The sequence below is a fragment of the Actinophytocola gossypii genome (assembly GCF_025165815.1).
Classification (GTDB): domain Bacteria; phylum Actinomycetota; class Actinomycetes; order Mycobacteriales; family Pseudonocardiaceae; genus Actinophytocola; species Actinophytocola gossypii.
In genome coordinates this window covers 1-18,539 of the sequence record NZ_JAFFZE010000001.1, presented here as the reverse complement: position 1 = coordinate 18,539, position 18,539 = coordinate 1, and the positions used below count along the sequence as shown (strand labels likewise).

The following is an 18,539-nucleotide window of genomic DNA, read 5'->3' as shown; positions in this document are numbered from 1 at the left end:
ACCGGAGGACGTTCGATGGAACACGCACGACGGCGTGCGCGGCAGTGGCTGCCCGCCGCGGTCGCGGTGCTGGCGACGGTCGCGATCGTGGTCACCGCGCCCGACGAGAGTCATGCCGGCTCGACCGCACGGGACGTGCTCGACGACCAGCAGCTGCGGATCATGGCGCCCGCCTCGCCCGGTGGCGGCTGGGACCAGACGTCGCGCGAGATGCAGGCGGGGCTGCGGGAGCTGATCGGCCGTACCGAGGTCTACAACGTCTCCGGCGCCGGCGGCACGATCGGGCTCAGCCAGTTCGTCCGGTTCGACGGCGACCCGACCCAGCTGATGGCCACCGGGCTGATCATGGTCGGCGCGGTCGTGGCGAACAACGCGGAGCACTCGCTGAACGACACCACTCCCCTGGCCCGGCTCACCACCGACTACCAGGTGATCGTGGTGCCCGCCGACTCCGAGCTCACCGACATGGCCGGTCTGTCCGAGGCGATGCGCACCGACCTGCCCGCTGTGTCGATCGCCGGGGGCTCGGCCGGCGGCGCGGAGCACATCCTCGCCGGCCTGATGGCCAAGGCCGTCGGCGCCGATCCCGCGCGGGTCAGCTATGTGGCGCACTCCGGCGGCGGCGAGATGCTCAGCACGCTGCTGTCCGGGCGATCCACGATCGCCATCTCCGGGCTGTCGGAGATCCTGCCGCAGATCGAGGCCGGCTCGGTCCGGGCGCTCGCGGTGTCCAGCCCGGACCGGCTCGACGCGCTGCCCGACGTGCCGACGCTGCGCGAGACCGGCATGGACGTGGAGCTGCAGAACTGGCGCGGGGTCGTCGCACCGGCCGGGATCAGCGACGAGCAGGAGCGGGTGTTGGAGGAGCTGATCCTGGACATGACCGAGACCGAGTCCTGGCGGAACGCGCTTGAGGCCCGCGGCTGGGGCGACGCGACGCTGGCCGGCGAGGAGTTCGAGGACTTCGTCCGGTCCGAACAGGACCGGGTGGCCCAGGTACTCGCCGAGATCGGATTGGGGTGACGACGTGAGCGACACTCCACAGGAGACTCCCGACCGGCATTCCGTGCTGGCGTCCGCGGGGTTCGGCGCGGTGATGCTGGTGGCCGCCGTGCTGGTGATCGTGGACGCCGTTCGGCTGCCGGAGACCGCGGAGGCGGTCGGCCCGGCGGCGGTGCCGCTGCCGGTGGGCGTGCTGCTCGGCGTGGTCGGCGCGGCGCTGCTGGTGCAGGCCAGGACGCAGTTCGCCACCGCGGGCGCCTCGGAAGCGCAGCCGAGGGCGGGCCTGCGGGTGCTCGGCATGGTGGTCGCGCTGGTGGCGTTCGCGCTGCTGTTGCCCCTGCTCGGGTACGTGGTGACCTCGGCCGCCCTGTTCGCGGCCTCGGCGACGCTGCTCGGCGCGCCGAGCCTGTTGCGGTCGGTCGCCTACGGCTGGGCGCTGGCCGCGATCGTGTTCCTGGTGTTCGACCGGCTCATCGGGCTGAGCCTGCCGTCCGGCCCGTGGGGGTTCTGAGATGGACTCGTTCGGACTGCTCCTCGACGGCTTCGCGGCGGCGGTGACGCCGGAACACCTGCTGTGGGCGCTGATCGGCGTCACCATCGGCACGGCCGTCGGCGTGTTGCCGGGTGTCGGCCCGGCGCTGACCGTGGCGCTGCTGCTGCCGATCACCTTCCGGCTGACCCCGGAGAGCGCGCTGATCATGTTCGCCGGCATCTACTACGGCGGCATGTACGGCGGCTCGACGACGGCGATCCTGCTGAACACCCCGGGTGAGAGCGCGGCGATGATCACCACGCTCGAGGGCAACAAGATGGCCAGAGCGGGCCGAGCGGCCGCCGCGCTGGCGACGGCCGCCCTCGGCAGCTTCGTCGCGGCGACGATCGGCACGGTCGCGCTGACGTTCGTGGCGCCGCTGGTCGCCGACTTCGCGACGAGCTTCGGCCCGCCGGAGTACGTGGCGCTGATGGCGGTGGCGTTCGTGACGGTCAGCGCGCTGCTCGGCCGCAGCCTGCTCAAGGGCGTGGCGAGCCTGCTGGTCGGCGTCACGATCGGGTTGATCGGAATCGACTCGCAGACCGGCCAGCCGAGGTTGACGTTCGGGGTCGACGCCCTGCTCGACGGCATCGACGTGGTGATCGTGGTGATCGCCCTGTTCGCGCTGAGCGAGGCGTTCGGGCACCTGGTGACCGGCACCGGTGGGACCACGGTGCAGCCGTTGCGGGAGCGTGCGGTCATGTCCCGTTCGGACCTGCGGCGCTCGTGGCCGGCGTGGCTGCGGGGAACCGCGTTCGGCTTCCCGATCGGGGCGCTGCCGGCCGGTGGCGCCGAGGTCCCGACGTTCCTCAGCTACGCCACCGAGAAGAAGCTGTCCAAGCATCCCGAGGAGTTCGGCCACGGCGCCATCGAGGGCGTCGCCGGTCCGGAAGCGGCGAACAACGCGGCGGCGGCCGGTGTGCTGGTGCCGCTGCTGACCATCGGCCTGCCGACGTCCGCGACCGCGGCGGTGATCCTGACCGCGTTCCAGTCCTACGGGCTGCAACCGGGACCGCAACTGTTCAGCGAGTCGGGGCCGTTGGTGTGGACGCTGATCGCGAGCCTCTACATCGGCAACATCATGCTGCTGGTGCTGAACCTGCCGCTGGCGAAGGTGTGGGCCCGGCTGCTGACGATTCCGGCGTACGGGATCTACGCCGGGGTACTGGTGTTCGCGACCCTTGGCACGTTCGCCGCCGGCGGGACGACGGTCGACCTGCTCGTCCTCGTCGGGCTGGGCTTGCTGGGGTTGCTGATGCGGCAGGGCGGCATCCCGGTGGCCCCGGCGGTGGTCGGCCTGATCCTGGGCCCGATCGCCGAACAGCAACTGCGCAGGGCGCTCACGTTGTCCGAAGGCGACCCGTCGATCCTGTTCTCCGGTGCGATCACGATCGTGCTGTGGGTCGTGGTCGGGATCGCGCTGGTCGCCTCGATCGTCCTGCCGGTGCTGCGTCGCAGGCGCGATCGGGAGACGGCGCGTACGCTCGCGGACTGACGTCGGCCGTCCACGGGAGGTGCCCGCGTGCCGGACAGCCAGCCGTACGGCGGCGCGGAGGTGCCCAGCCGGCGGCATCGGGTGCGGACCGTCGACTGGGTGATGCTGCTGCTCGCCGTCGTGTCGGTCGGCATGCTGGTCTGGGCGTGGGTGGCCGACCTTCGGCCGGAGACGCGGGACCTGCTGTTCACGATCGACGTCGGCATCTGCGCGGTGTTCCTCGTCGAGTTCGTCTGGCGCTGGCGCGCGGGTGGCTGGGGTTGGCGGTTCCTCGGCCGGAACTGGTTCGAGATCGTCGGGATGATCCCGGTGTCGCATCCGGCGCTGCGGGCGTTCCGGCTGCTCCGCGTGATCGTGCTGCTGGCCAGGCTGGGTCGCGCGGTAGACCGCACCGTCGGCGACGCCGTGACCCAGCGTCTGGTGAACCGGTTCCTCGGCTCGGTGATCGCGGTGCTGAAGAAGCCGGTCACCGTCGCGGTCCTCGACGAGGTGGGCGCCGTACTGCGCACCGGCCACTACGCCAAGAACATCTCCCGCGCACTCGCGGAGAACCAGACCGAACTACGCCAACTGGTGCTCGACAAGATCAGGGCCGACCCCGCCGCCGGCCGCCTGAAACTCCTCCCCTTCCACGACGACATAGTCGGCGCGATCACCGACACCACGATCCGGGTGGTACTCGAGATGCTCGCCGACCCCCGCACCGACGAGATGATCTCCGACTCCCTGCGCGAGAACCTCGACCAGATCCGCGCGGCGGTCGAGGCCAGGGAAACTTGATGACGACCTGGTGAGCCGGTTCCGCCGCTACCTGTGACCAGCTTGCTCGCTGACCTCGCGGTCCGTTCGCTCCGGCTCGAGGTGGCCGAGGCCGGTGAGCCAGCCGCGGACGACGTGGTGCAGGGCCTCGGCGCCGACGATCTCGCCCGGGTCGGGCAGGCCGGCCGGGTAGAGCAGGAAGCCGCGGGACTGGCCGCCACCGAGGCCGCCATGGCTGCCGACGTGGGGCTCGAACGGGGAGGCGTCGTCGGTGGCCGGTGAGTAGCGGCTGTTGATCACCAGGTCGGGGCAGTGCGCGAAGCCGTCGGTGCGGCGGATCAGGTCGGCGGCGTGCGGGCCGTAGCAGGCCAGGGGGTCCACACCGGACACCGTGTCGTCGTCGAGGCGGCGGGCGCCGTCGCGGGACAGGACCATCGGGCCTCGGGCGGTGCGGACGAGCACGAAGCCGACGCCGGGGTGGTCCACCAGCGCGGGTAACAGGTCGGGGAACTCACGCTCGATCGTCTCGAGTTCGACTCTGCCGGGGTGCTCGGTGAACGAGACCATCGCCACATGACCGGACACGACCACGACGACGCCGGGGGCGACCCGGGCGACGGCACCTGGTTCGCCGCCGGGGGCACGGTGGCGTTCGGGGCCGGATTCGAGGCGTGCGGCTCGGGCGCGGAGGGCTCTGGCGATCGGTCCGGCGCCGGAGGCACTCGCCATCGCGGCGCCGAACTGCCAGTTGTTGACGGGTTTCGCCTTCGTTCGGCCGTCCGGTTTGGACGGTGCGCCGCAGAGGCGGCCGACCAGTGTCTCGATCGACTCGCCGAAGCGGTCGGTGAACGCCCAGCCCTGCGTCACACCGTGGTCGGACAGCACCACCAGCTCGTACCGGCGCGGCGCGAGCTGGGCGGCCCGGTGCAGCCGGCCGATCTGCTGGTCGATCGACCGGATCACGGCCAGCGCGTCGAACCGCTCGATGCCGGTGTGGTGGGCCACCTCGTCGTAGCCGAGGAAGTCCGCGTAGACCACCGGGCGGCCGGCGAGCATGTCGCCGATGATCGCGGACACCACCAGGTCCCGCGCGATCACCGTGGTCCCGGCCCTGGCGAACGGGTAGAAGCCGCCGCGGCGGACGCGGGGGTGCACGCCCGCACGGCGCTGACGAGCCGCGGCGACGATCTCGCGCAGCACGTCGACGAGCGCGGCACCGATCGTGCGCACGAGGTTCGCGGGGTTGGCGAAGTAGGCGTAGTAGCCCTCGGCCGACCGGTTGCCGGCGCGGCGCGGACTCGCCGGGGTGAGCAGCGGCACCGCGCTCATCGTGAGGCTGGCGTGGGTGGCGTCGCCGGTGAACAGGCCGCCGCGCGCGGCACCGCCGCCGGCGAGCAGGCCCCGGCCGTCGGAGTGGCGGCGCTCGATCTCGGCGGCGTCCGCGGGGTTCGCGCACGCCATCACGTGGTCGCGGTCCTTCTCGTACCAGCGGAAGCCGAGGATGTCGTCGTTGGACCCGTGCAGCAGGCCACACACGCTCGCCCCGGTCTGCGAGCTCCAGTCGCAGTGCCAGTCGGTCAGCACGTGGCTGCCCTCGGCGAGCCAGCGGGCGAGCGTCGGCAGGTCGCCGTCGCGGACCGCACGGCGCACGGTGTCGTGGCCGAGGCCGTCGATCTGCAGGAGCAGCACGCCGGGCGGCCCCTCGACGTCGCGGCCCTCACCCCGGCGGAGCCTGCGGGCGGCGCGTCGGAAGAACAGCTCGTCCTCGTCGAGCGCGAGCATGCTGCTGACCACCGCGCCCACCGCGGACACGACCAGCACCACGACCATGGCGGTGCGCAGGTTCGCGATCATCACGCCGGGCACCGCGAACGAGATGGCGATCAGGCCGGCGCCGAGCAGCACGAACGAACCGAGACCGAGGGTGAACACGGCGACCGGCAGCGCGACCCGCAGGATCAGCGGCCACACCACCGCGATCAGCACGCCGTACAGCACCGCGAACACCGTCGGCTGCCACCACGCCGACATCGCGAAGTCCTCGAGCCCCAGGTCGAGCAGGTGCAGCGCGACCGCGACCAGCACCCAGACCAGGATCAGCCGGGCGATCAGCCGCCCGCCGCGCAGCAGCCGGCCGCGGTCCTCCCCGGTCACCGCCGCTCCCCCGCCGCGACCTCCTGGCCGCGCTCCCGGTGCCGGCCGATCAACGCGAGTACGGCGGTGACCACGAGCACCAGCACGGCCGCGATCAACGTCGCGACCAGCGGGTTGTCGAAAAGCCCGCCGCTGAGCACACCGAGTGCGGCGTACGCGACGGCCCACAGCACGCACGCCGCGACGGCCGCGGGCAGCAGCCGCCGCCACGGGTACGACAGTGCGCCGGCGGCCAGGAGCACCGGGATCCGGCCGGCGGGTGTCAGCCTGCCGACGACGACGAGCAGCCAGCCGCGCCGGGTGAACTGGTCCCGCGCGGTATTCAGCCGGCGCTCGGTCTGCCGGCGGGTGACCCAGCGGGAGACCAGGCCGGCACCGCCGCGGCCGGCGGCGAAGGTGGCCAGGTCGCCGACGAGCGCGCCCACGGTGGACAGCAGCAGCACGAGCACGAGGTTCAGGTGGTCGGTGCTGGTCGCGATCGCGGCGGCAGCGCCGACGAGCGCGCCGGTCGGCACCAGCGGTACCAGTGAGCCGAGCAGGACGCCGCCGAACAGCACCGGGTACCCGATGGCCTGCGGGTTCGTCCAGTCCATCGCGTTCATCCGAGTGCCACGTCCTCGCCGGGGTGGGTGACCGCGACCCGGGTCGGCAGGTCGAGGGCGGCGACCGCGGCGGCGAACTCGTGTGGCGGGTCGACCAGGAGTCGCCGCATCCGGGCGCCCATCGGGCCGGGTGCCCTGGGCAGGCCGGCGATCGCGAGGGTGCCCCAGTGCACGGGCACCGCGACCCGGGGGCGTAACAGCCGCACGGCCTCGGCGGCGCGGACCGGGTTGAGGTGACCGGGCCCGAGGTTGGGTCCCCAGCCCCACACCGGCAGCAGGGCGACGTCCGGGCGGGGCAGGTCGGCCATGCCGGGGAACAGGTCGGTGTCTCCCGCGGCGTAGACGGTGGTGTCGCCGACCTCGACGAGGTGGCCCATCGCCTGGGCCTGCGGGCCCCGGGTGGAGTGCGGCCCCCACCGGTGGCCGGAGTGCTCGGCGGGCACGCCGGTCACCCGCAGGTCGCCGTCGACCAGTTCCTCGCCGGGCGCGAGCTCGTGGACCCGGCGGACGCCCTTGGCGCGCAGCCAGGCGCCCGCGCCGCGTGGGGCGACGACCAGCACGTCCGGCCCGAGCAGCCGCAGCGACGGCAGGTGCAGGTGGTCGCCGTGCAGATGGGAGAGCAGGACGAACTCCACACCCGCGCGGTCGTCGGCGGTGCAGGAGCGGGTGACCCGGCGTAGCGCCCCAACCCGGTCGGTGAGCACGGGGTCGGTGAGCAGCACTCGTCCGCCGATGCCCACCCGCACGGTGGAGTGTCCGACGAACCGCATCCCGAGACCGACCACGCCCGCGAGTATTCCAACATGCGGACGGGGCGGCAGCGCGCGCCTTCGCAAGCGCCGGCAAAGTGTATACAGTATGCGTCCATGTACACTCTCACGAACCCGGCGACGGGCGACCTGGTCGAGGAGATCCCGAACGCGACCGACGAGGAGGTCCGCGCCGCGATCGAGCGCGTACACCGCGGGTACTCGTCGTGGCGGCGGCGGCCGGTCGCCGAGCGGGCGCGGATCGTGGCACGGGCCGCCGAACTGTTCGCCGAGCGCGCCGACGAACTGGCCGAGATCATGACGCTGGAGATGGGCAAGCGGATCAACGAGGGCCGGGGCGAGGTCGGCGTCGTTGTCGACATCTTCCGCTACTACGCCGAGCACGCGGCCACACTGCTCGCCGACGAGCCGCTGGCGCTCAAGAGCGGCGACGCGGTGATCGTCAAGCAGCCGATCGGCGCGCTGCTCGGCGTCATGCCGTGGAACTTCCCGTGCTACCAGGTTGCCCGGTTCGTGGCGCCGAACCTGGTGCTGGGCAACACGATCCTGCTCAAGCACGCCTCGATCTGCCCCCGCTCGGCGGCGGCGATCGAGCGGGTCCTGCACGACGCGGGCGTGCCGGCGGACGTCTACGCCAACGTCTACGCGTCCAGCCGGCAGATCCCGGCGATCCTCGCCGATCCGCGGATCGTGGGCGTCTCGCTCACCGGCAGCGAGAACGCCGGCATCTCGGTGGCGCAGGAGGCCGGCAAGCACCTGAAGAAGACGGTCCTGGAGCTGGGCGGCTCCGACCCACTGATCGTGCTGGACTCCGCCGACCTGGACCAGACGGTCAAGGACACCGCGACCGCCAGGATGCGCAACTGCGGCCAGTCCTGCAACGCACCGAAACGGATGATCGTGCTGGCCGACCTGTACGACGACTTCGTCGACCGGCTGTCCAAGCACGTCACCGACTTCTTCCAGCCGGGTGACCCGGCCGACCCGGCCACGAAGCTCCCGCCGCTGGCGTCCGAGGCGGCCGCCGACGAGGTCGCGGGCCAGGTCGCGAAGGCGGTCGAGCAGGGTGCGACGCTGCGGGCCGGCGGACGGCGGATCGAGCGGCCGGGCGCCTACCTGGAGGCGACCGTGCTGACCGACGTGACCCGCGAGATGGACGCCTACTACGAGGAGATCTTCGGCCCGGTCGTGGTGGTGTTCCGCGCGGAGACCGAGGAGGAGGCGATCGAGATCGCCAACGACTCGCCGTTCGGTCTCGGCGCGAGCGTGTGGGGCACCGACCCGGAACGGCTGCGCCGCGTGGCCGAACGGATCGAGGCCGGCATGGTGTACCTCAACCGGGCCGGCGGCTCGGTGGCCGATCTGCCGTTCGGCGGGATCAAACGCTCCGGCATCGGCCGCGAACTGGGCGCGGCGGGCATCGAGGAGTTCATGAACCGGAAGGCGATCCGGCTGTAGCGCCCGGTGACCGGTCCCGGCCAGCACGGGACCGGTCCCGGTGGTCCCGCCGTAGCGTGGCCGGGGTGTCGACCCGTGTGCTGCCCCTCGTCGTGGCCCTCCTGCTGCTCGGCGGATGTGTGTCGCGCACAGCCGGACCGGGCGCGAAGCCCGCGGAAACCAGCGAGCCACCCGAGCCGCCGAACCGGGAACAGGTGCTGTGGGCCGACTCGCTGTGCTCGGCCACCTCCCAACTCACGGCCGAGCAGGCCCGGGGCGAGGACCTGGTCACCGGCCCGCCCGACGATTTCACGCCGTACGAGACCGACCACTACCTCACCTTCGTCGCCGACAACGTGTCCGGGCTGGCCGACCAGTTCGGGACGCTGGTTGAGACGAGTGTCGGATTCGACGCCGCCGACCGGTACGCGACGAGCCTGGCCGACGCGTTGACCGGCATCGCGCCCGAGGTGACCCGGCTCGCGCAAGCGGCCGGGAAGGTGAAGCGGATCGTGGAGTTGATCGGCTCCGTCAAGCCGGAGGGTCCCGACCTGGCGACGCTGGTGCGGGAGGATCCGGAGTTCGCGACGGTGCACGACCTCGCGCCGGCCTGCACCCCGCTCGCTCCGCCCTCGTCGTCCGCGCCGCCGGAGCCCGTGCCTTCCCCGGAGAACGGCACGGACATCGGCAGCTGCGCGGACGGGACCTGTGAAGTCGAACTGACCGGCACCGTCGAGGTTCAGGTCCGCGAGTTCCTGTTCCAGGTGACGGTGGACGAGTCCACGGTGACCATGACGCACGACTTCCCGAACGGTGGCAGTGGCCGCACCACGCTGGGCGTCGGCGGCGAGGCGAGGATCAGCAGCGGCGACACGACGGTGGTGATCCACCTGCTGGGCATCGAGCCGGGCACCGCGGTGCTGAAGTTCAGCACGGAGTGACTACCCAGAGTGTGGGAGGCGTCACGAGCGCGGCTCGACCGTCCTGTGCCAGGATTTTCGGGTGTCCATCGACGGGCTGGTCGACACCGACCGCTACCCCATCTCGGACCCGGACGGGCCGGCGTGGCGGGCGGTGGTCGACGCCACCCGTGCCGAGCTGGCCGAGCACGGGTGCAGTGTGCTCCCCGACTTCGTCCGTCCGGAGCCGCGGGCGGTGCTCGAGGAGGAGTGCGCGCGGATCGCGCCGCTGGCGCACACCGACGTGGAGCTGGTCAACGCCTACAACATCGCGCTCGACACCCCACTGCCCGACGGGCACCCGGGGCGGGTGGTCATGGAGCGCGGGAACGCGTTCGTGGCCCGCGACCACATCCCGGCGGACGCGGTCGTGCAGCGGCTCTACACCAGCCCGGTGTTCCAGCGGTTCGTGGCCGACTGCTTCGCGCTGCCCGAGTTGCACGAGCTGGCCGATCCGCTGTCCGGCCTGTGCCTCAACGTGATCGCGCCGGGGCGGGCGCACCCGTGGCACTTCGACACCAACGAGTTCACCGTCAGCATGCTCACCCAGCGCGCCGACGAGGGCGGGGTGTTCGAGTACTGCCCGAACATCCGCTCCGCCGACGACGAGCACCTGGACGACGTCGCGGCCGTGCTCGCCGGCGACGGCGGGCACCTGGTTCGCCGGTTGGAGCTGCGGCCGGGCGACCTGCAGTTGTTCCGCGGCCGGTTCGCCCTGCACCGGGTCAGCACCGTGCGCGGCGAGCGGGCCAGGCACACCGCGATCTTCGCCTACAGCGAGCGGCCCGGCGTGCTCGGCAGCGCCGAGCGGACCAGGCAGCTGTTCGGCCGGACCCTGCCCGTGCACACCGAAGCCCGGGTCCGCGGGGACCAGCTTCTCGACTGAGACGGAAGGCGCGTATGACCGGCAAGGCATCCTTCGACCACGTCTACGCCGAGCCAGACCCGCGCCCGTACTTCCGCGCCCTGCGCGCCCTGGACTACCACCTCCCGCAACTGGCCAAGCCGTACTTCGCCAAGCTGGTCGCGGAGTACCGGGCCGAACGCGGGGTGGCCGAGCCGACCGTGGTCGACGTCGGCTGCTCCTACGGGGTGAACGGCGCGCTGCGGCGGGCCGAGGCGACCATGGACCAGCTCTACGACCACTACACCGGCACCGAGGCCGCCGGGCTGGACCGCGACGGGCTGATCGAGCGCGACCGGCGGCTGGTGCGCGGCGCGGGCGGGGTGCGGTTCGTCGGCCTGGACGTGTCCGGGCCGGCGCTCGCGTACGCGCGTGACGCCGGGTTCCTCGACGAGGCGGTGCACGCGGACCTGGAGCGGAACGAGCCGACCGACGCCCAGACCGCCGTGCTGGCCGGAGCCGATCTGGTGGTCTCGACCGGCTGCGTCGGCTACGTCACCGAGCGGACCGTCGGGCAGCTGGCCGCCCTGCCCGGGCGGCGACCGTGGATGGCGCACTTCGTGCTGCGGATGTTCTCCTACGCGCCGGTCGCCGACGCGCTCACCGGCCTGGGCTACGCCACCACCGAGACGGCCGGGGTGTTCCGGCAGCGGCGGTTCGCCTCGGCTGACGAGCGGGAACGGATCCTGGATACCCTGCGAGACAACGGCGTCGAGCCGCACGAGCTGGAGACCGCCGGCTGGCTCTGCGCCCGGCTGTACCTGTCCCGTCCGACCGACCACGAGGAACACACGTGACCCTGTCACAGCGCACGTTCGGCAACGAGGAGCACCTGCCCCGGGTGCCCGTCCCGACCCTGGCCGACACCGGCAGGCGGTTCCTCGAGTGGTGCGCGCCGCTGCTCACCGACGCGCAGCTGGCCGAGACCGAGGCCGCGGTGGCGTCGTTCCTGGCGCCCGACAGTCCCGCGCACGAGCAGCAGGCCGCGCTGGAGCGGTACGACGCGCGCGAGGACGTGCCGAGCTGGCTGGAGGACTTCTGGGCCTACCGCTACCTCGGCCGCCGGGACCGGATCGCGTTGAACGCCAACTACTTCTTCCTGTTCCACGACTCCGGCCAGGACCAGGTGGAGCGCGCGGCCGCGCTCGTCGCCGGGGCGGTGGACTACAAGCTGGCGCTCGACGAGGAGGCCGTGCCGCCGGTGGTGCTGCGCGGGCGGCCGCTGTCGATGGCCCAGCAGCGGTTCCTGTTCGGCACCACGCGGATCCCGGGCGCGGTCCAGGACACCGTGCACGCGCCGTTCCCGGCCACCGCCCGGCACATCGTCGTGTTCTGCCGCGCCACCCCGTTCCGGCTGGACGTGCTGGACGACGCGGGCCGGCCGTACGACCGGGCGGACTTGGCCGAGGCGTTGCGCTCGATCGCGAAGGCGGGCCCGTTCCTCGACGATCCGGCGACGTCGCCGGGGCATCTCACGACGATGGCCCGCGCGGACTGGGCGGACGCCCGGCAGGCCATGCTCGACGCGGGGAACGTCGCCGCGCTGGCGGACGTCGAGAGCGCGCTGTTCTGCCTGTGCCTCGAGGACGTGGCTCCGGCCGGCACCAAGGAGGCGTGCGACCAGCTGCTGTACGGCAACAGCGGGAACCGCTGGTACGACAAGTCGTTCTCGCTGGTCGTGTTCGCCGACGGGACCGCGGGGATCAACGTGGAGCACTGCGGCCTGGACGGGACCACGATCCTCGCGTTCGTCGACACGCTGCTGACCTCGGCGCCGTCGGACCGGCCGGCCGCGCAGGGGCAGCCGGCCGTGGCACCGGTCGAGTTCACGCTCGACGGGCCACTGCGCGCGGTGGTCCGCGCGGCGGGCGAGTCGTTCGCGGACTACGGGGCGGCCACCGCGACCGAGACGCTGTCCTTCCCGGAGTTCGGGGCGGACACGGCGAAGCGGCTCGGCATGTCGCCGGACGCGTTCGTGCAGCTGGCCTACCAGCTGGCGCACCGGCGGGCCAAGGGGCTGACCGGCGCGACCTACGAGTCGATCGCCACCCGGCAGTTCCGGCACGGCCGCACCGAGGCCATGCGGGTGGTCACGCCGGAGGTGCTGGCCTTCGTGTCCACGATGGACGATCCGGCCGCGGACCGCGAAACGCGCCGGGCGGCGTTCGTGGCGGCCGCGGAGAGGCACGTGGCGCGGGCGAAGGAGTGCCAGGCGGGGGCGGCGCCGGAGCAGCACCTGTGGGAGCTGGACCTGATCGGCAGGCGAGCCGGCGCCACCGAGTCGCACCCGCTCTACCGCAGCCCTGGTTGGCTCGTGATGCGGGACGACTACCTGAGCACGAGTTCGGCGCCGTCGGCGAACGTGCAGTTCTTCGGGTTCGGGTCGACGAGTCCGCAGTGCATCGGGGTCGCCTACGTGCTGCTGCCGGATCACCTGAACATCTACCTCAGCACCCCGGCGCACGTGGCCGACCAGATGGACGCGTTCGCCCGCGAGCTGACCTCGGCCCTCGGCGAGCTGCGGGACCTGCTCGCCGGGGACTGACTGCGTCAGGCTGGGCGGTCGGCGTGGCGGCGGCGGGCGAGCTCGTCGGGCCACTGCTGGCGGCCGAACGCCTGGACGCCCTCGACCAGGCGGGCGACGTCGGCCTGCGGGCGGACCACGAACCGCAGGAACTGGTTGCTCATGCCGAGCTTGTTGCCGCACTCGCGGATGAACACCTGGTGCCGGTTGATCAGGTGGTCGCGCAGTTCGGTGCCGTCCACGCCGGGGGCTAGCTTCACGAGCAGGAAGTTGCCCTGGGACGGGAACACGGTGAAGTCCGGCAGCCGGGCCAGCTGGGTGCCCATGGCGTACCGGTCACGGGCGAGCAGCCGCAGGCTCTCCCGGTACTCCAGGCCGTGGTCGCGGAGCATGAACACGACGGTCTCGGCCAGGGAGTTGAGGTTCCACTTCGGCAGGGTCCGGCGCATTCGGGCGGCCAGGCCGGGGTTCGCGACCAGGTAGCCGAACCGGACGCCGTGCAGGCCGAAGTTCTTCCCGAGGCTCTTGAGCACCACCACGTTCGAGCGGATCGCCGCGTCGGTCGCGACCGACGGGTCCCGTTCGGCGTCCACGAAGTCGATGAACGACTCGTCCACGACGACCAGGTCGAGGTCGACCAGCTCGTCCATGAACCGCAGCACGTCGCGGCGCGGCAGGTAGCCGCCGTCGGGGTTGTTCGGGTTGACCAGCACCGCGACCCTGGACCGGCGGGCACGGATGAACGCCACGTACTCGTCGAGGTCGAGCGCGAACCGGTCCAGCTCGCGCAGCGGGAACATGTCGACCCGCTTGCCGGTCTCCATCGGCTGGTCGGTCCACCGGCCGAACGTCGGCACCGGGATCGCCACGCTCTCCCGGAACCACAGGTGGTCCATCCAGGTGATCAGCTCGGTGGAGCCGTTCGCCATGGCGAGCGTCGCCGGGTTGAGCCCGAGCAGCCGGGCCAGCTCGCCGGCGATGGTGGCCGAGTCGCTGGGGTAGAACCGCAGCACGTGTTCGAGGTTGTCGGCCAGCTCGGCGAACATCTCGGGGGTCGGGAAGTAGGGGTTGCAGGGGATGCAGAAGTCGACCAGCCGCCGGCCCTGCTCCCCCATCCGTCTGGACAGCTCGAAGACCGACGGGCTGTGGGCGGTCTGCTGGAACAGGCCGGTGCCCACGCTGTGGTGTCCCAAGGCGACTCCGTTCGCTCTGCCCGCGCAAGGCTGGATACGTAACGGAAGCGGCCGTGGTTCAGGAGGGCCACCAGTACCGGGTGCGCTGGAACGCGTAGGTGGGCAGCTCGACCGGGGTCGCGCCGGTGCCGTCGAAGACCGGTGCCCAGTTCACGGTGACGCCCCGGCGGTGCGCCCCGGCCAGCACGGTGACGACTCCGCCGGCGAGGGTCTCCGGCGGGGTTCCCGGTGCGGTGAGGGTGACGGTCAGCGCGGGGCTCGCGGACGGGTCGCCGGGGGTTCGGGTGGCGACCAGGTGGACGGCGTCGGGGAGGGTGACGTCGCCCGCCGCGTGGGCGGCCGCGATCTCGCCGGTGCCGTGGCCGGTGCTGGTGTCCGGGCGCAGGCCGCAGGCGGTGAGCAGGCGGTGCAGGGCGATCTGGTGGGCCAGGTGCCACAGCTCGGCGGCCTGCCGGTCCGCTGGGTCCGGGGTGGCGATGCCGGCGACGACGTCCCGCAGCGAGGTGGTGAGGTGCTTGTCGGCATGGGCGGCGACCTCGTCGAAGGCCTCGGCGTAGGCGGGGTACGGGACCGCTGGGGACGGGTTCTCGGGTGCGGCGGCGAAGGCGAAGGCGACCTCGTGGTCGGGGCGTGCCCGGCCGGTGGCCGCGACGGACGACAGGCCGGCGAGGAGTTCGCCGCGGTCGCGGCCGACGACGACCGCGCGGTGTTCGAGGGCGGCGCGGGTGGTGGCCAGCGAGAAGCCGACGTCGACCGGGTCCAGGTCGGGGTGGTCGGCCAGGTACGAACGGAGGCGGGCGGCCTGGGCGGTGAGGGCCTCGGGGGTCCTGGCGGAGAGCGGCCAGGGGATCTCGGTGAGGGTGCGGGTGGCCGGCTCGGGTGGTTCGGGCTCGGGGGCCTGTTCCAGGACGACGTGCACGTTGGTGCCGGAGATGCCGACCGACGTGACCGCGGCGCGGCGCGGGTGGCCCCGGTCGGGCCAGGGGGTGTGCTCGGTCGCGAGGCGGAGCCGGCCGGTGGACCAGTCGATGTCCGGGGACGGCTCGTCGACGTGCAGGGTCGCGGGCACCTCGGCGTGCCGCATGGCCTGGATCATCTTGATCACGCCGGCGATGCCGCTGGCGGACTGGGTGTGCCCGAGGTTGGACTTGATCGAGCCGAGCAGCAGCGGATCGCCCGGCCGGCGGACGGTGCCGTAGGTGGCGAGCATGGCGTGTGCCTCGATGGCGTCCCCGAGGCGGGTGCCGGATCCGTGGGCCTCGATCACGTCGACGTCGTCGAGGCCGAGGCCGGCGTCGGCCAGTGCGTGCCGGACGGTGCGCTGCTGGGTCTGACCGCTCGGCACGGTGAGGCCGTTGGCCGAGCCGGACCGGTTGGTGGCCGAACCGCGGACGAGGCCGAGCACGCGGTGGCCGTTGGCGCATGCCCTGGACAGTCGTTCGAGCAGCAGGACACCGGCGCCCTCGCTCCAGCCGGAGCCGTCGGCGGACGCGGCGAAGGACCGGCAGCGGCCGTCCGGCGCGAGGCCCACCGAGCGCATGAAGTCGGTGTGCACGTGCGGAGTGGCGTTCACCGCGACGCCACAGGCGAGTGCGAGGTCGCTCTCCCCCAGTCGCAGCGACTGGCAGGCCAGGTGCACCGCGACCAGTGACGCGGAGCAGGCGGTGTCGACGGTCGCGGACGGACCCTCCAGACCGAGCTCGTAGGCGATCCGGCCTGCGGTCATCGCGCCGGTGACGCCGGCGACGAGGTTGTCGTTCGGTTCGTCGCCGGTCTGCGCGGTGAGCGCGTAGAGCCGGTAGAACGCGCCGACGAACACGCCGGTGCGGGTGCCGCGCAGGGACGACGGGTCGATGCCGCCGTGCTCGACGGCCTCCCACGCGGTCTCCAGCAGCAGGCGTTGCTGGGGGTCGGTGGCGACGGCGGCCTCGTCGGTCATGCCGAAGAAGCCGGCGTCGAAGTCGCCCGCGTCGTACAGGAACCCGCCCTCCCGCTGGCGCAGCGCGCCGACCGGCGTCGTCACCTGGTCGCCGTTCGGGAACCAGCCCCGGTCGGCCGGCGGTGGGCCGACGGTGTCCACTCCGGACCGGACGACCTCCCACAGGTCGTCGGGTGATGCGATGCCGCCCGGGTAGCGGCAGCCGATCCCGACGACCGCGACGGGTTCGTGCGCGGCGTCCTCCAGCTCCCGGACCCGCGCCCGGGTGGCCTGGAGTTCGGCGAGGGCCTTCTTGAGGTACTCGCGCAGCTTCTCGGTGTTCTCGCTCACGGGGTTTCCCTCCTAGCGGAGCCCCAGCTCGCCGTCGACGAGGTCGAACAGCTCGTCGTCGGTGGCGTCGGCCAGGTTCGGGTCGGCGGTGGAGCGGGTGCCGCGCAGCCGGTTCGCGATGGTCTCGACGCGGGCCAGCGCGTCGGCGAACTCGTCGCCCGCCGGGTCGACGCCGGCGAGCCAGCGCTCCAGCTCGTCGAGCGGGTGCCCGACGGGGGTGGCGCCCTCGGTCATCCGTTCGCACAGGTGCCTGGCGAGCGCGTCCGGGGTCGGGTGGTCGAACACGGCGGTGGCGGGGAGCCGGACGCCGGTGGCCTCGGTGAGCCTGCGGCTGACGCCGACCACCGCGATGGAGTCGAACCCGAGCTCCTGGAAGGTCGCGTCGAGCCGGAGGTCGGTGGGGTTCGGGTAGCCGAGCTGGGCGGCGGCGTGCTGCCGGACGGTCTGCCGGAGCAGCTTCACCCGGTCGGCGTCGCCGAGTTCGAGCAGTTGGGTCCGGAGTGCGCTGTCGGTGCGGGCTTCGGACACGACCGGCGTGGTGACCACGCGGGCCAGCAGCGGGCTGTCCCGGCGGGACGCGAACGCCGGGGCGAACCGGTCCCAGCGGATGTCGGCGATCACCGCGTTCGGCTCGTCGCGGTCGAGCACTGCGCGCAGCTCGTGCAGGGCGCGGGTGGGGGCCATGCCGGCGATGCCTCGGCGGCGCAGCTCGCGGCCGACCTCGTCGGCGCCCATGCCGTCGCCCGCCCAGGCGCCCCAGGCGACGGAGGTGGCCGGGATGCCCCGGGCGCGGAGGACGTGTGCGGTGGCGTCGAGGTAGGCGTTGGCGGCGGCGTAGCCGGCGAGGGTTCCGCTGCCCCAGACGCCGGCCCCGGAGGAGAACAGGACGAACGTGTCGAGGTCGGGCCCGAGCAGGCGGGCGAGGTTGTCCACGCCGTCGGCCTTGGGGGCGAGTTCCCTGGCGAGGGTGTCCGGGGTGATGTCGCCGACCGGGACGGGGCTGCCGACGCCGGCGGCGTGGATCACGGTCCGGATCGGCGGGAGGTCCGAGAGCCGGTCGACGAGGGCGGACAGGGCGTCGAGATCGGCCACGTCGCAGGTGGCGACGGTGACGCCGACCCCGAGGGCGGTCAGCTCCGCCTCCAGGTCGGCGGCGCCGGGTGCGTCGGGGCCGCGCCGGGAGACCAGGACGAGGTGTTCGGCGCCGCGCTCGGCGAGCCAGCGGGCGAGGTGGCCGCCGAGCGCTCCGGTGCCGCCGGTGACCAGTGCGGTGCCGGTCGGAGCCCATGACCTGGTCGCGGCGGTCGAGTCGGCGCGGACGAGCCGGCGGACGTGGATGCCGTCGGGGCGGATAGCCACCTGGTCCTCGCCGTCGCGGTTGTGCAGGACCGCGACGAGGGCGGCGGCGTCCAGTTCGGCGGGGACGTCGACGAGGCCGCCCCATCGCTCGGGGTGTTCCAGCCCGACGACGCGGCCGAGGCCCCAGATCGCCGCGAGCGTCGGGTCCTGCTCGGCACCTCGGGTGAGGATCCACAGTGGAACGTGGTGTCCGGTGAGTGCCTGTACCAGCCGGACGGTGTCCTCGACGGTGGTGAGCAGGGACAGCACGCCGGTGTGGTCGTCGATGGTGTCGGCGGCCTGGTCGAGGTCGACCACGGTGATGCGCACGCCGGCTTCGGTGAGTGCGTGCAGGACGTCCGGCGCCGGGTCACCGACGACGAGCCAGTGGCCCTGGGCGAGCGCGGGCGTCGGCTCGTACGGGTCCCAGTCGATCTGATACCGCCAGGAGCCGGCCGAACCGCTGTGCTCGATCCAGAAGCGTTGTCGGTGGAAGGCGTAGGTGGGGAGGTCGAGGGTGGTGGGTGTGGTGGGCCAGGTGGTGGTGGGGGTGTGGGTGGTGTTGCGGAGGAAGGTGGTGAGGGTTCCGTTGTCGCGGTGG

At 72.7% G+C, this 18,539-nt stretch carries 15 protein-coding genes; 9 read left to right on the top strand and 6 right to left on the bottom strand.

The window, feature by feature from the left end:
- Window positions 1–15 precede the first annotated feature (15 nt).
- The 4 genes from JT362_RS00075 to JT362_RS00060 are packed head-to-tail and all read left to right on the top strand — an operon-like array spanning window position 16 to window position 3,809.
- On the top strand, window positions 16–1,023 hold the full coding sequence (locus tag JT362_RS00075; RefSeq protein ID WP_260188872.1) for a Bug family tripartite tricarboxylate transporter substrate binding protein: 1,008 nt from the start codon (window positions 16–18) through the stop codon (window positions 1,021–1,023).
- Window positions 1,024–1,027: 4 nt separating this feature from the next.
- Window positions 1,028–1,513, top strand: a complete 486-nt coding sequence (locus tag JT362_RS00070; RefSeq protein ID WP_260188871.1) for a tripartite tricarboxylate transporter TctB family protein — start codon at window positions 1,028–1,030, stop codon at window positions 1,511–1,513.
- A gap of 1 nt (window position 1,514) precedes the next feature.
- A complete protein-coding gene (locus JT362_RS00065; RefSeq protein ID WP_260188870.1) occupies window positions 1,515–3,029 on the top strand; it encodes a tripartite tricarboxylate transporter permease in 1,515 nt (504 codons plus the stop codon).
- Window positions 3,030–3,056: 27 nt separating this feature from the next.
- A complete protein-coding gene (locus tag JT362_RS00060) occupies window positions 3,057–3,809 on the top strand; it encodes an ion transporter (RefSeq protein ID WP_260188869.1) in 753 nt (250 codons plus the stop codon).
- 27 nt (window positions 3,810–3,836) lie between these two features.
- On the opposite strand, the gene JT362_RS00055 is transcribed toward JT362_RS00060, so the two are convergent.
- The 3 genes from JT362_RS00055 to JT362_RS00045 are packed head-to-tail and all read right to left on the bottom strand — an operon-like array spanning window position 3,837 to window position 7,329.
- Entirely contained in the window at window positions 3,837–5,942 is a 2,106-nt protein-coding gene (locus JT362_RS00055; protein ID WP_260188868.1) for a phage holin family protein, read from the bottom strand.
- Window positions 5,939–6,544 carry a DedA family protein gene (locus JT362_RS00050; RefSeq protein WP_375546422.1) on the bottom strand — a complete coding sequence of 202 codons (606 nt, stop codon included), beginning with the start codon at window positions 6,542–6,544 and terminating at the stop codon, window positions 5,939–5,941. The genes JT362_RS00055 and JT362_RS00050 overlap by 4 nt, the downstream gene beginning before the upstream one ends.
- The gene (locus JT362_RS00045; RefSeq protein ID WP_260188867.1) at window positions 6,541–7,329 is read right to left on the bottom strand and encodes an MBL fold metallo-hydrolase; all 789 of its coding nucleotides are present in this window, start codon (window positions 7,327–7,329) and stop codon (window positions 6,541–6,543) included. The genes JT362_RS00050 and JT362_RS00045 overlap by 4 nt, the downstream gene beginning before the upstream one ends.
- Window positions 7,330–7,410: 81 nt before the next feature.
- On the opposite strand from JT362_RS00045, the gene JT362_RS00040 reads away from it, so the two are divergent.
- The 5 genes from JT362_RS00040 (at window position 7,411) to JT362_RS00020 (ending at window position 13,159) form a co-directional block, all read left to right on the top strand.
- Window positions 7,411–8,772 carry an NAD-dependent succinate-semialdehyde dehydrogenase gene (locus tag JT362_RS00040; protein ID WP_260188866.1) on the top strand — a complete coding sequence of 454 codons (1,362 nt, stop codon included), beginning with the start codon at window positions 7,411–7,413 and terminating at the stop codon, window positions 8,770–8,772.
- 65 nt (window positions 8,773–8,837) lie between these two features.
- Window positions 8,838–9,692 (top strand): hypothetical protein, encoded by an 855-nt coding sequence (locus JT362_RS00035; protein WP_260188865.1) that lies wholly within the window; start codon window positions 8,838–8,840, stop codon window positions 9,690–9,692.
- 76 nt (window positions 9,693–9,768) lie between these two features.
- Entirely contained in the window at window positions 9,769–10,596 is an 828-nt protein-coding gene (locus JT362_RS00030; RefSeq protein ID WP_260188920.1) for a HalD/BesD family halogenase, read from the top strand.
- A gap of 14 nt (window positions 10,597–10,610) precedes the next feature.
- Window positions 10,611–11,411: a class I SAM-dependent methyltransferase gene (locus JT362_RS00025; protein WP_260188864.1), complete on the top strand. Its 801-nt coding sequence runs from the start codon at window positions 10,611–10,613 to the stop codon at window positions 11,409–11,411.
- Window positions 11,408–13,159, top strand: coding sequence for a choline/carnitine O-acyltransferase (locus JT362_RS00020; protein WP_260188863.1), 1,752 nt, complete (start codon window positions 11,408–11,410; stop codon window positions 13,157–13,159). The genes JT362_RS00025 and JT362_RS00020 overlap by 4 nt, the downstream gene beginning before the upstream one ends.
- A gap of 5 nt (window positions 13,160–13,164) precedes the next feature.
- On the opposite strand, the gene JT362_RS00015 is transcribed toward JT362_RS00020, so the two are convergent.
- The 3 genes from JT362_RS00015 to JT362_RS00005 all read right to left on the bottom strand — a co-directional run.
- Window positions 13,165–14,331 (bottom strand): pyridoxal phosphate-dependent aminotransferase, encoded by a 1,167-nt coding sequence (locus JT362_RS00015; protein ID WP_260188862.1) that lies wholly within the window; start codon window positions 14,329–14,331, stop codon window positions 13,165–13,167.
- Window positions 14,332–14,389: 58 nt separating this feature from the next.
- On the bottom strand, window positions 14,390–16,600 hold the full coding sequence (locus tag JT362_RS00010) for a type I polyketide synthase (protein WP_260188861.1): 2,211 nt from the start codon (window positions 16,598–16,600) through the stop codon (window positions 14,390–14,392).
- A gap of 12 nt (window positions 16,601–16,612) precedes the next feature.
- A partial coding sequence (locus JT362_RS00005) for a beta-ketoacyl reductase (RefSeq protein ID WP_260188860.1) occupies window positions 16,613–18,539 on the bottom strand: 1,927 nt, incomplete at its 5' end.